Source organism: Streptomyces sp. NPDC091376, assembly GCF_044757085.1.
In the GTDB taxonomy this organism is placed as follows: Bacteria; Actinomycetota; Actinomycetes; order Streptomycetales; family Streptomycetaceae; genus Streptomyces; species Streptomyces pratisoli.
Genome location: NZ_JBIVUF010000014.1, coordinates 82,582 through 95,355, shown reverse-complemented (window position 1 = coordinate 95,355; position 12,774 = coordinate 82,582). Strand labels below are relative to the sequence as shown.

Annotated in this window: 10 protein-coding genes; 4 read left to right on the top strand and 6 right to left on the bottom strand. The window is 71.3% G+C overall.

What is annotated here, in order from left to right; translation table 11 throughout:
• Nucleotides 1–122: 122 nt before the first annotated feature.
• A complete protein-coding gene (locus ACIQMR_RS27290) occupies nucleotides 123–752 on the top strand; it encodes a hypothetical protein (protein ID WP_401392480.1) in 630 nt (209 codons plus the stop codon).
• Nucleotides 753–875: 123 nt separating this feature from the next.
• Here ACIQMR_RS27290 and ACIQMR_RS27285 read toward each other — a convergent pair whose 3' ends face one another.
• The 3 genes from ACIQMR_RS27285 to ACIQMR_RS27275 form a co-directional block, all read right to left on the bottom strand.
• Nucleotides 876–2,000, bottom strand: coding sequence for a catalase family protein (locus ACIQMR_RS27285; protein WP_401392477.1), 1,125 nt, complete (start codon nucleotides 1,998–2,000; stop codon nucleotides 876–878).
• A gap of 446 nt (nucleotides 2,001–2,446) precedes the next feature.
• On the bottom strand, nucleotides 2,447–3,484 hold the full coding sequence (locus ACIQMR_RS27280) for a methyltransferase domain-containing protein (protein WP_401392474.1): 1,038 nt from the start codon (nucleotides 3,482–3,484) through the stop codon (nucleotides 2,447–2,449).
• Between the two features lie 212 nt (nucleotides 3,485–3,696).
• A complete protein-coding gene (locus ACIQMR_RS27275; protein WP_401392471.1) occupies nucleotides 3,697–5,559 on the bottom strand; it encodes an alpha-L-fucosidase in 1,863 nt (620 codons plus the stop codon).
• A 206-nt stretch (nucleotides 5,560–5,765) separates the two neighbouring features.
• On the opposite strand from ACIQMR_RS27275, the gene ACIQMR_RS27270 reads away from it, so the two are divergent.
• Both ACIQMR_RS27270 and ACIQMR_RS27265 read left to right on the top strand, forming a co-directional pair.
• Nucleotides 5,766–6,428, top strand: coding sequence for a transcriptional regulator (locus ACIQMR_RS27270; protein WP_401392468.1), 663 nt, complete (start codon nucleotides 5,766–5,768; stop codon nucleotides 6,426–6,428).
• 4 nt (nucleotides 6,429–6,432) lie between these two features.
• Nucleotides 6,433–7,566, top strand: a complete 1,134-nt coding sequence (locus tag ACIQMR_RS27265; RefSeq protein WP_401392466.1) for an aminotransferase class I/II-fold pyridoxal phosphate-dependent enzyme — start codon at nucleotides 6,433–6,435, stop codon at nucleotides 7,564–7,566.
• A 239-nt stretch (nucleotides 7,567–7,805) separates the two neighbouring features.
• On the opposite strand, the gene ACIQMR_RS27260 is transcribed toward ACIQMR_RS27265, so the two are convergent.
• The 3 genes from ACIQMR_RS27260 to ACIQMR_RS27250 all read right to left on the bottom strand — a co-directional run bounded on the left by ACIQMR_RS27260 (nucleotide 7,806) and on the right by ACIQMR_RS27250 (nucleotide 11,553).
• Nucleotides 7,806–9,422, bottom strand: a complete 1,617-nt coding sequence (locus tag ACIQMR_RS27260; protein WP_401392463.1) for an FAD-binding oxidoreductase — start codon at nucleotides 9,420–9,422, stop codon at nucleotides 7,806–7,808.
• Nucleotides 9,423–9,523: 101 nt separating this feature from the next.
• Nucleotides 9,524–10,120: a TetR/AcrR family transcriptional regulator gene (locus tag ACIQMR_RS27255; RefSeq protein WP_401392460.1), complete on the bottom strand. Its 597-nt coding sequence runs from the start codon at nucleotides 10,118–10,120 to the stop codon at nucleotides 9,524–9,526.
• A gap of 5 nt (nucleotides 10,121–10,125) precedes the next feature.
• Nucleotides 10,126–11,553 (bottom strand): amidase, encoded by a 1,428-nt coding sequence (locus ACIQMR_RS27250; RefSeq protein WP_401392457.1) that lies wholly within the window; start codon nucleotides 11,551–11,553, stop codon nucleotides 10,126–10,128.
• 56 nt (nucleotides 11,554–11,609) lie between these two features.
• Between ACIQMR_RS27250 and ACIQMR_RS27245 the strand changes: the two genes are divergently transcribed.
• Nucleotides 11,610–12,404: an SDR family NAD(P)-dependent oxidoreductase gene (locus ACIQMR_RS27245; protein ID WP_401392454.1), complete on the top strand. Its 795-nt coding sequence runs from the start codon at nucleotides 11,610–11,612 to the stop codon at nucleotides 12,402–12,404.
• The last annotated feature ends 370 nt before the right edge of the window (nucleotides 12,405–12,774 follow it).

Genomic DNA, 12,774 nt, shown 5'->3' with positions numbered 1-12,774 from the left:
TCAGCATGGAATCAGGGACCTGATACGTCTCGCGCAGATCCCTCCAACCGTGCCGAGGAGGTAGCCGAGCCAGGGATGGCCAGGGCGCACGAGGCGCAGGTGACCGAGAGGAGAAGGCAGCCATGGCACCGCAATCACAGCCGGCGACCGGATCTGAAGACGACGGGACCGTCGAGCAGAAGGCCCAGCAGATTCGGGAGGCGTTCGCCGACGCGCCGGAGCTGGCGAAGACGGCGCTGGAGAACGTCATTCAGGAGCTGAAGTCGGACGTCTCGCAGGCACCATCTGAGATGGTGAGCGCCGGCCGGGTCGGCAGCCGTCAGGGCACGGTCTCGGAGCTGACCCTGATCGCTCCGTTCGCGCCCGGCGGAGCCGAGCGGCTACGCGCGGTACTGAGGTTGGCGAAGGGCAACTTCGTCGGAGCGGAGAAGGTCGGCACCGTCCACGACATGCGCTTCGTCTTTCTGGACAATGATACGAAGATGCTCTTCGCCACCGCGTACGACGGTGAATGGGACACCTACATCGACGACTTCGTGGCGAAGGTTCCCAACTACCTGGACATGCTCTTCACCGCTTGGGAAGGCTGGCCGGGGCTTCACGACCCGTCGGCGAAAGACTGGATCGCCGAGCACCAGATCACGGCAGAGGGCTGGTACGTCGCCAATCCGCATCTGACGGTCGTGGAGACGCGACGGCTCGAGCGCGTCGGCAAGGCGCTGGACGAGTTCCTGGACAAGATCGGCGACTGAAGCCGTCATCGGGCCCCTGAACTGCGGAGATCGCGGCACTTGAACTGCGGAGATCGCGGCACTCTGGAGCTTCCCTCCGGGAAAGCTGACTGTCCGAGGCTTACAGATCGAGGTCAGTCGAGGTCAGGGCAGCACCTCGTCCGCGCTCTTCGGCTCGACCTGGGGCTGGTGGTTGTACGCGCGACGCACCCTGGCCGACGCGCTGTAGATCTGCCGCACCTGCATGATCTCGCCCAGCGGCCTGTGCTCGGCGGTGACGCGCCACTGGTTGAAGGCCAGGGCGTCGCTCCTCTCGAAGTTCTCCGGCCCCGAGATGTCCTGGCTCGGGATTCGCACCCGGGCGACGGTGACGAAGGGGGACCGGTCCTCCGGCCACTCGACGGTCAGGTCGTTGACCGGCATCGCGTCGAGGTCCGTACACAGCTGGACCTGCAGATCGAAGTCGAAGGAGCCTGCCTGGAGTTCGTCCACCAGCGTGGGCTGGAAGACGTCCGGCCGGCTTTCGACGTCGAGTTCGTGGTGGATCACATGGGAGGCGTTGTGCGGGGCCGGCGCGATGCGCACCTTGGCGATGTAGTCACCGTGGAGTACGGCGCCCATGGTCGTGTATGTGGTCAGCAGGGGGTTTCGCACAGGAGTCTGCGTTGCCGTCCGGACGAACGCGAACATTTCATCCCAGGCCCAGTCGGACCGCTCCAGTTTCCCTTTACCCGTGAGGAAGTCCGCGAGCAGATCGTTGAATCCTGTCTTGCCTCGCGCCACGTACTCAGGCAGGTCGTTGACCACCTCCTCGATCAACAGGTAGTGCCTCGCGGTATTGGCGATGAACGTCGTGTTGTTCTTGAGTACGAGATCGAAGGTCGTCGAGTCCGGCTCGTCCTCGACCAGTTTGACCCCCGGCACATCGAAGATCTTGATCGCACACCCCAGGCCGGTCCCGAGTCGCGCGTCCGCGCCCAGATGCGAGGCGGCGCTGGAGAAGCGCAGCAGGGCGCCGTGCCGGCCCGGCTCGGCGTAGATGCCCTGCGCATACGCCGGGGGAACGTTGTGCAGAATGTAAACCTCCGCTCTGGCGAGGCCGAACGATTTCGGATGGGCGCCTCGGACCGCCCTCCCCGTGCCCTCGACCTTCGGCGATTCCCGGCCCTTTTTCTCCCAGAATTCGATGATCGGCGCCAGTAGATCGTCGATGTCCGGGTCGATCGTCTCGACCTCGGGCGTATAGCGTATGAATTCGGATGGCGCCATCCCGCTCTCCTCCAAGTTCACACAAATTGCCGGACGAGGCATGCGAGCCCTCTCCACCACTTCCTGTTCCGACTTCCTCGGCCACTTCGGAATTCGGAATTCGGAGTCGAATGAAGGGAGAGTCGCGACTGCGGCAACCCGTCCGCGCTCGATGCGCCTACTGATCCAGTCTCATCCGCGGCATTGGGCCCCGCCACTCGGTTCTCCCGGCAACGTCTTCATCGCGGACGGTGATCGCGGAATCGCACGCTGAACAGGCGAATCCGTCACACGGCCCCCGCCTGCGAACCCGACTCTCTCGGCGCGGCCACGAAACGGAGTCCGGAAATCAGAGCAGACACGCGAGGGCGCAGCGCCAGATCACCGAGAACGATGCCGCCGAAGGCAGGGTGGCCGTGGCGATCGGGCACCTGCGTCGGCCCACGCCGGGACGCGAACACCCAGGACTACGAGGTGACTTCCGCGACGACGATGTACAGCGTGACCGCGGCGAAGAACGGGCCCGTGGCGAGGTGGTCGAGCCACTCCTGCGACGCCGGGGCGGACAGGTGGCCCGCGGCCACGGCGCGCTCGGTGTTGCGCTGAAGGCCGAGCACCTGATCCGCGGCCCGGACATCACGGAAGACCGATGTGACAGGGACGACGGCCGGCACGGCGAACCCCGCGTCCTGCGCCAGCCTGGCCAGTTGACGGCCGATGACCCCGTTGCGTACGACCTCGTCCGTGACGTGGTGGGCGTAGGCACGCGCCACGTCGATGTCGGGACAGTCGATGACCAGCGAATCCCAGTCGGGTTCCCCCATGACGAGTCGGCCGCCCGGACGCAGCACCCGCCGGGCCTCCGCGAGCACCTCGGCCGGGTCCGCCACGTGCTGGAGCACGCGGTCGGTCCGGGCACGGTCGATACTGCCGTCGCCGAAGGGAAGCCCGTGGACATCGGCCAGCCGCACCTCGACGGTGGTGAGACCCTCCGTGCGCCCGCGCGCCCGCTCGACCATCTCCTGGCTGGAATCGACGCCGATCACCCTCCCGGACGGCGTGACCGCCCCGGCGAGGGCGGCGAGATCCGTGCCCGGTCCGCAGCCCAGATCGAGTGCGGTGTCGCCAGGCCGGACATCCAGCGCGTCCAGCATGGCGCTCTTGTACGAACGACCCACGTCCGTCGCGGCCACTCGGTCGAGGTAACCGATCTCATCCGGAACGGCGCTCTCGAACACCCGCCCGGACATACGGGCCATGGAGTGCGCCTCCCGCTCGAGAAGTTCCCGCCCGGCGCGCGTCAGACGCACCGTGCGCCGTCGGTCCTCTCCCTCCAGGGGCTCCACCAGCCGCTTCGCCTCCAGGCGGGCCAACGCTCCATAGAGGCTCCCGGGACCGAGGCGGCGGCCGGAGACCCGCTCGATGGCCGCGTTGATGGCGTATCCGTGCAGCGGTCCGTCGGTCAGGACACACAGGACAAGCATCTGGGCGTCGTTGGTGCGCATGGCTGCTCCGGCTGTGGACGGGTTTCCGGGGTGCTTCCCGTGATGCTACGCGGCGTGTACTACGCGCAGCGTACTACGCGCCGGACGGTGAAACCGGCCTCCTACTGGGCAAGTTGGCGGCCCTGCCGCGGGCGCGGTGCGGCAGCCGCCCGCCGGGCAGCCCGTCCGCCCCGCGGCCGGGGTGGTCGCGGGGCGGAGGGGCGGGACGGCTGTCAGGGGGTGTAGAGCTGGGACCTGGGGACGACGGACTGTTCCATGCTGGGGCTGGACCAGAGCAGCTTCATGTGGGCCTCACCGCCCTGCTCCGTGTGCTCGACCTTGATCGCGTACTTCTGTCCCGCCTGGAGGCCGGTGACCGTGGCCTTGTTCACCTGAGGTGAGTGGGGAGTGGTGTTGTCGATGACGAGTTGTCCGTCGACCCAGAGGCGGACGGTGTCGTCGGAGACGGTGGTGAAGGTGAGCGGTTCGCCGTAGCGGGGCTGGATGGAGCCCGTCCAGCGGGTGGCGAAGTTGTCGGCCGGGATGGCCGCGGCCGGGGAGCCGTCGAAGCGGTACGCCTTGTTGACCGTGGGGTCGGTGACGGTGACGGCCGGAGTGCCGGAGAACGTGGTGTTGGCGAACGATTCCGCCTTCAGACCGGTGCCGGTGCCCGGCGAGGTGGGCGAGGGCGGGGTGATGGACAGTTCGATGACGGAGGCGGCGCCGTCGGTGGCCCCGCCGGAGGGCCTGATGTCGAAGCCGTCACCCGCCTTGGTGACCGTGACGGTCTGCGAACTGTTCAGCACACGGGCGCTGTTGACCGTGAACGGTGTCCTGGCGGTGAGGTGCACGGCCTGCCCGGCGGCAGGCCAGGAGGGCGTGAACACCGACGCGTACAGCTTGTCGTGGCCCTTGCGGGCGACCGCCCCCCATGCCGGGTCGGCGACGAGTCCGGTGGCGCCGCCCGTGCCGTACACGGCGGAGCCCTGGCCCGCGGTGTTCAGCCACCGGCCGACGTCACCGAGGCGGTTGAGGGACGGCGCGGGGATCCGGCCGAGCTTGTCGGGGCCTACGTTGAGCAGGTAGTTGCCGCTGCGGCTGGAGATGTCGAGCAGGTGCTGCACCACGGTGGTGGCGGTCTTCCAGTTGTTGTCGTGCTTCGCGTACCCCCAGCTGTTGTTGAGGGTCATGCAGCTCTCCCACAGCTGGCCGTCGACCGGCGCGCCGGGGATCTCCTGCTCGGGGGTGCCGTAGTCGCCGTCGACGACGCGCCGCTTGCCGACCCGGTTGTTGATGATCAGCTGGGGGTCGAGGCCGCGCAGGTACGTCTCCAGCGCGGCGCCGTCCTGCGGCGACCAGCGGTTGACGGGGTTGTCGGTGTCCCATTCGCCGTCGAACCAGAGCAGCGCCGGGTCGTAGCCGTCGATCAGCTCCTTGAGCTGCGCGTACATCCGGGTGCGGTACTTCGGGAAGGTGGCGGCGTCGGGGAAGTCCGGGTCGTGCCAGTCCCAGATCGAGTAGTAGAAGCCGAGCTTGATGCCCTGCGCGTCCGCGGCCGTCTTCAGCTCGGCGAGGAGGTCGCGGCCCGGGTCGAAGGACGAGTGGTCGCGCAGATTCCACGCGTTCTGCTTCGTCGGCCACATCGCGTATCCGTCGTGGTGCTTGGACGTGATCACGATGTACTTCTGTCCCGCGTTCTTCGCCGCCGTGACGATCGCGTTCGCGTCGAAGGCGGACGGGTTGAACTGCCGTGCGGCGGCCTCGTACTCGGCCATGGGGATGCCACAGGAACGCTTGATCCACTCGGCGTTCCGGCAGACGGTCCCGTCGGCGCGGGTGTACTCGCCCTCGTACTGCGAGTAGGCGCCGAAGTGGATGAACATCCCGAACTTGTCGTTGCGGAACCAGCTGGTGCGGGAGGACGTGAACGGATCGTCCGCCGCGTGGTTCGTCCCCGGCCCGGCGGCCGCGGCCGGCCCGGCACTCACGCCGGCTCCGGTGACGGCCAGCAGGAAGGCGCCCAGCAGGAGGGACAGCCCTCTGAGGGATCGGAGGACCGACCGGGGAACGGCACTGACGGCACGCATGGCAGGCATGGCGGCTCCAGAGACGGTGGTGGGGGGAGCGTGCGCGACAGGGCGTCCTACCTGTCGCACGCTGAAGAATGAGACTCGATACATCGGATGTCAATGGGTTCAACTCCCGTAAAGCAACCGGAAGTTCGGCAATCATGGAGCACATTCATCCGATGACGAGCCGACATGGTTGGACTTTCTGTCTAGTTTGGACGTACAGTCCACGCATGAGTGAGGTGGAGGACGGCGCGGATCCTCGTGTGCGGCAGTGGGCGCCGGTGTGCCAGGCCGTGGCGCTGCTGCTGGGCCCGTATGCCGAGGTGGTGCTGCACGATCCCGGCACCGACCGGATCCTGGGGATCTGGAATCCGCTGACCTCCCGGGGCCCCGGGGACCCGTCGCTCCTCGGCGAGCTGGACGCGCTCGATCCGTCCGCCCGCGACGTGTTCGGGCCGTACGAGAAGCTGCTCGCGGACGGGCGGCGGCTGTCGTCGGTCAGCGCGGTCCTGCGCGACCCCGCCGGGCAGCCGTCCGCGGTGCTGTGCGTCAACCTCGACCGCACGCCGCTGGAACAGGCCGCGGCGGTGCTGTCCGCCTTCGGCGCACCGAGCGTGGCCCGCCCGGAGCCGTTGTTCGAGCAGGACTGGACCGAACGCGTCCAGCACGTCGTCGGCGCGTACGTACGCGAGTGCGGCCGCCCCGTGGAGCGGCTCACCCGCCAGGACCGTCTCGCGCTCCTCGGCCGGCTGGACGAGGACGGCGTCTTCGCGGTGCGCCGTGCGACGCCGGTCGTCGCGGGCGCCCTGCGGATCTCCCGGTCCACCCTCTACGGTCTGCTGGCCGAGCTCAGAGCACCACGCGAGCTCAGAGCACCACGTACGAAGGACTAGATCCATGACCCGGCTGCCCGACTTCCGCCTGGAAACCTACTTCTCCCGTTGGGAGTTCACCGCGCGCCACCACCTGACCGCCTCCGACGTCCAGACCATGACGCTGGGCGAACTGCTCGCGCTGGGCGACGACGAGGACCGGGCCGCGTTCGAGCGGTTGCCGCTCGGCTACACCGAGACCTTCGGCGATCCCGCCCTGCGCGAGGTGATCGCCGGTACGTACGAGCGGGCGGACGCCGCCGACGTGCTCTGCTTCGCCGGCGCCGAAGAGGCCCTGTACCTGGCGATGAACGTGCTGCTCGGTCCCGGCGACCACGCGGTCGTGGTGACCCCGAACTACCAGGCGGCCGAGACCGTGCCGCTCGCCCTGTGCGACGTCACCGGCGTCGCGCTCGACGCCGACCGCGACTGGGCCCTGGATCTCGACCGGGTGAAGGCGGCGCTGCGGCCCAGCACCCGGGTCGTGTCGGTCAACTTCCCCAACAACCCCACCGGCAAGGTCATCGGCTCCGACGACTTCGCCGCACTCGCCGCGCTGTGCGACGAGCGCGGCATCCACCTGTTCAGCGACGAGGTCTACCGAGGGCTGGAACGCGACCCCGCCCGTACGCTGCCGCAGGCCGCCGACCTGTCCGAGCGCGCCCTGTCGCTGAACGTGACCTCGAAGTCCCTGGGCCTGCCGGGCCTGCGGATCGGCTGGATCACCTGCCGCGACCGGGCCCTCCTCGGCCGGCTGGAGCGGGCCAAGCACTACACCACCATCTGCAACGCGGCCCCCAGCGAGGTCCTGGCCCGGATCGCGCTCAAGGCCCGGGACGCGATCCTGGACCGCAACCGGGCACTGATCGCCCGGAACCTGCCCGCCTTCGACGCCTTCTTCGCGGCGTTCCCGGACGACTTCGACTGGCGGGCACCGGACGGCGGCTGCGTGGCGTACCCGCGCTACCTCGGGCCGGACGGTGTGGAGGAGTTCTGCACCAGGCTGGTGGAGGAGGCCGGGGTCCTGCTCCTGCCCGCGAGCATCTACCGCTCGGACCTCACCCCCGCCCCCACCGACCGGTTCCGCATCGGCATCGGCCGCCGCGACCCGGAAGAGGGCCTTGCCGCCTTCACCCGGTGGCTGCGGGAGCGCCGATGAGTGTTCCCGCCGTCGACGCCGCGCCCGACTGCGCCGTCCCGCACGGGCTCAGCGCCTGAACCACCGCCCGGCGCACCCCGGTTCCACGAGCCTCGGGCCGTGCATCGCGGCCGGATGCGAGATGTGCTCGGCCTGTCCTCGGCCACACCCCCACCCTCACCAGGTTCCACGTCGACCGGGGCAGGACCGGCGCGTACGAGGACCCGAGGAGGTCCGTCGAGGCGGCCGACTGCCGATGGTCAGAGCGACTGCGGGTGCCGGAAGAGGCGCCCGGGATCGTAGGCCGCCCGCACCCGCGCGAGGCGGTCGGCGTTCACGCCGTAGTACGCCCGGCGCCAGTCGCGGAGTTTGGGGTCCGTGTAGTTCTGGTACGCCTCGCCGCTCGCCCAGGGCCGCATCGCCCCGTGCGTACCGTCGAGCCAGGCCTGGTGCCGGGCCACGGTGGTCGCGGAGGCGGAGTCGGGCCAGGAGACGATGTACTGGGCCAGGAACAGCGCGTCGCGGTGGACGAAGGCCGTGTCCGTCGGCCGGACGCGGCCCACCGCGCCGCCGAGGGCGTCCAGGGCCACACTGCCCGCGCCGCCTCCGGTGAGGGCCGCGAGCTTCTCCACCCGGGCGAGCAGGGCCCGCACCCCGTCGGCCGGGATGCGCCGGGTGTAGAAGTCCGAGCGTGCCGCGTACGATTCGCGCGCCACCCGGCCCTGCGGGGTGCGGCCGGGCAGGCTGCCCTTCTGGTGGGACTGGGCGATGGTGAGGCCCGATACGCCGCCCATCACCTTCATCGCGTCCATGTAGGGCCGCGTGCGCACGGACACGGAGCGGGCGGGCGCGCCGACGGCGTCGGCGAGGCGATCGAGACGGTTCTCGATGTCCCCGCGGGTCCCGAGCGTCAGACCGCCGACCCGGACCGAGCCCGGCCGTCCTCCGACGGGTGCGGACAGATGCAGGTTGGCCCAGATCTCGTCGGGGGCGGTGGGGGCCCAGCGCTGCCATTCGCGGACGACGGCCGCGGCACTGGACCAGGGCCAGCTCAGGAAGAAGGTCGTGCACTGCGGTGCCGCGTGGGTGCGCAGCCGCAGTTCGGTGACGACGCCGAACTGGGCGTTCCCGCCGCCGCGCAGCGCCCAGAACAGATCCGGTTCCCGGCGGGCGTCCACGTCACGGATCCGGCCGTCGGCGGTGACGATGCGGGCGCCGGTGATGCTGTCGCTCGTCAGGCCGTAGGCGCGGCTGACGACACCGACGCCGCCGCCGAGTGCCAGTCCCGATATCCCCACCGTCGGGCAGGACCCGCCGGGCACGGTCCGTCCCCGCGCCGTCAGCCGGTCGTAGACGTCGATGAGTTTGGCTCCGGCACCGATCGTCGCGCCGGTCCCGGAGAGCGAGACGGCCGCCATCTTCTGTACGTCGACGATCAGTCCTGGCCCGGACGACCAGCCCGCGTACGAGTGCCCGCCGCTGCGTACCGCGACGGGGACCTGGTGCCGGCGGGCGAACTCCAGGCAGCTGCGGACGTCCTCGGGCCGTGCGCAGTACGCGATCCCGGCCGGCCGTACGCCATCGAAGCGGGGGTTGAAGAGGGTGCGCGCGGTGTCGTAGTCGCGGCTGCCGGGCCGTACGAGCGTGCCGTCGAGGCCGCGTGCGAGGGCCGTCCAGTCGCCGGCGCGGGGTGCGGCGGGAGCCCGGCCCGCGGTGGCGGCGGGTGCCCTGGAGGCGAAGACTCCGGCGGCGGTCGCGGCCGCGCCGGCGGCCATCCCGGCGCCGAGCAGTCCGCGCCGGGTGAGTCCGCCGCCGCTGCCGGCTCCCCTCTTCCCCTCCGTGGCCGTCGCGTTCGCCCGCCGTGCCGTCCCGCCCATCGTCCCGCCCCTCGCCCTTGGTCGACATCCGACCTGGAGGATGCGGGCAAGCGCCGGCCGGTTCCGTGCCCGCGCCACGTGATGGGCCCGATGACGGGCGATCAGCCGGCGCCGCGCACCAGCAGCAGCAGTGCGTCCGTGAGGTCCTGCGCCGGGGAGCCGGTGGCCAGGCGGCGCAGCTGGAGCCCGGTGACCAGCGCGACGGTGGAGGCGGCGAGCCGGTCGGCGTCGGGAACGCCGAGGGCGGTGAGGATCTGCGCGGCGAGCCGGTCGTAGGCGCTGAAGCACTCGGCGGCGGCCTCGCGGAGCCGCTCGTCGCGTCCCGCCTGGATGTACAGCTCGAAGGGTGCGATGTGTTCGCTGTCGAAGACGGTGCCGTCCGCGACCTGTCCGGCGAGCAGGGCCGCGCCGTCGATGTCGACGCCCTCGGCCTGGCCGGCGTCCGCGAGGTCGGTGAAGCGCCTGGTCTCCTCGCGGACGAAGTGCAACAACGCCTCACGCAGCAGCTCGTGCTGGCTGGCGAAGTGGTAGGTGACCGAACCGAGCGAGACCCCGGCCTCCTTGGCTATCCGCCGGTTGGTGACGGCGGCGATGCCGTCCTGGCCGATGATGCGCAGGACGGCGCCGATGATCCGCTGGCGGGTCGGGGGTATGGAGGGTGCGGCGGACGCCGCGGACGCGCTGGTCTGGCTGGACATGCGCGTCATTGTTCCACCGGGGCACCCCAGGTGATCAGGGGGTCGGGGTGGTGCTCGTGCCAGCGGAGGTCGTCCTCCAGCTGGGCGGCCAGCGAGATGAGCCGCTCCTCCCCGCCCGCGGGGCCGAGCAGCTGCGCACCGACGGGCAGCCCGTCGCCGGTGAAGCCCGCGGGGACGTTCACTCCGGGCCAGCCGAGGACGTTCCAGGGCCAGGCGTACGGGCACACCGCCGCCATGGCCTTGTTGGTCCGCCAGGCGCTGAGCCCGTCGAAGGTGCCGATGCGCGGCGGGGGCGCGGCGGTGGTCGGGGTGAGCAGCACGTCGTACGAGTCGAACAGCGCGCCGATACGGCTGTGCTGGCGGGCCTCACGGGCACGGGCGGCCCGTACGACCCGGCCGCCGAGCAGCCTGCCGTTGCGCAGGGCGGTGCGGGTGCGCGGGTCGAGCAGGTCCGGTTCGGGGTGCAGGGCGGCGATCTCGGCGATGCCCGTGGTGCCGCGCGGGACGAAGCCGAGGCCGATCAGCCCGTAGCGGGGCCGGGCCTCCTCGACATGGTGGCCGAGGCGGTCGAGGGCCTCGGCGAGCCGGGTCACGGCGCGGCGGACGTCGGGGTGGGGCCTGGCGCCGGTGAGCGTGAGCGGTGGCCGCCAGGCGAGGGCGATGCGCAGCCGGCCCGGTTCGCGGCGGGCCGCGGCCGAGGCGTCGATGGCGTCCGGCCGGTGCAGGTCCTCCGGGTGGGAGCCCTGGACGACGTCGAGCAGCAGGGCGGCGTCGGCGACGGTGCGGGCGAGCGGGCCGTTGACGGTGAGGCCCTGGAAGGCGTCGGTGTGCGGATGGACCGAGACGCGGCCGCGCTGCGGTTTGATGCCGACGAGATGGGTCCAGGCGGCGGGGATGCGGATGGAGCCGGCGCCGTCGGAGCCGAGGGCGGCGGGCACGAGGCCCGCGGCGACCGCGGCGGCCGAGCCGCCGGAGGAGCCGCCCGGGGTGTGGTCCGTGGACCAGGGGTTGCGGGTGGCGCCGAAGGCGGGGCCCTCGGTGAACGCCCATTGGCCCAGCTCGCAGGAGTTGGTCTTGCCGACGATGACGGCGCCGGCCGCGCGCAGCCGGCGTACCACCTCACCGTCGGCACGGGCGGGCGCGAGCTCCCCCTGGCAGCCGAACAGCGTGGGCAGCCCCGCCACATCGGTGTCGTCCTTGACGGCCATGGGCACGCCGAGCAGCGGCAGCCGCTCCCCCGCCGCCAGCCGGCGGTCGGCGTCCTGCGCCTCCGCGAGCGCGGCCTCGGCCCGTACGTGCCGGAAGGCGTTGAGGGTGGGCCGGCTCGCCTCGATGCGCTCGATCGACGCCTGGACGAGTTCCACCGAGGTGGCCTGGCCGTCCCTCAGTTTTCTTGCGTGCTCGACGAGTCCCGAGAAATCTGTTGTGGACATGGCCACCCTGCGCTCCTTATCGTTCGTTCGAACGAACAGAACTGGAGGGTAACCAGATGCGCATCACCGGATCAACCGTTCTGCTCACCGGTGTCACCGGCGGTATCGGCGCCGCGCTTGCGGCCGAACTCGCCCGCCGAGGCGCCCGGTTGATCCTCACGGGACGCCGCCCCGACGCGCTCGACCCCCTGGTGAAGGCGTACGACGCACGAGGAATCGTCGCCGATCTGGCCGACCCGGACGATGTCACGCGCCTCGCCCGCGAGGCGGCCGGCACCGAGATCCTCATCGCCAACGCCGCGCTGCCCTCCAGCGGCGAACTCCTCGACTACACCCCGGACCAGATCGACCGTGCCCTCGCGGTCAACCTCCGTGCCCCGGCCATGCTGGCCCGGCTGCTCGCCCCCGCCATGGTCGAGGCGGGCCGGGGCCATCTGGCGTTCGTCGGCTCCATCTCGGGCAAGACGGCGACGAAGCACTCGGCCCTCTACAACGCCACCAAGTTCGGGCTGCGCGGCTTCGGGCTCGCGCTGCGCCAGGACCTGCACGAGCACGGTGTCGGCGTGTCGGTGGTGCAGCCCGGATTCGTCCGGGACGCGGGCATGTTCGCGGCGACGGGTGCCGGGACGCCGGCGGGGCTGCGCACCGTCTCACCGCGGCAGGTCGTCGCGGGCGTGGTACGGGCCGTGGAGCGGGACCGCGCCGAAGTGAACGTGGCCCCGCCCGAGATGAGGGTCCTCAGTGCGATCGGCGGCCAGTTCCCCGGCTTCGCCGAGCGCGTCCAGCGCCGCTCCGGCGGCGCGGAGCGGACGGTCCGCCGGATCGTGGCGGCCCAGCGCGACAGCCGCTGACGCCGGCCCGGGTCCCGGGTCCCGGGTCCCGGGCCTCGGGCTCGGCCCCCGGCCCCGGCTAGTCCGGGATGCGCGGCTGCCAGGGACACGGGGCAGCCCGGGATGCGCGGCCACCAGGGACACGAGGCAGCCCGGGATGCGCGGCCACCAGGGACACGCCGCAGCCCGGAACACAGGGCGACCCGGGGACACGCCGCGGCCGGGAACACAGGGCGACCCGGGACATGCCGCGGCCGGCGCCTGCGTACCCCGCTCCGGCGGTCCGGGGCCGCGGCTCCTTCCGCTCCCGGGGGTCCGGACCGCTGGGGAGCGGTCCGGGCCCCCGGGTCCGCCGGGACCCGGCGGGTGTCCCCCGCCCCGTGTCCGGTGT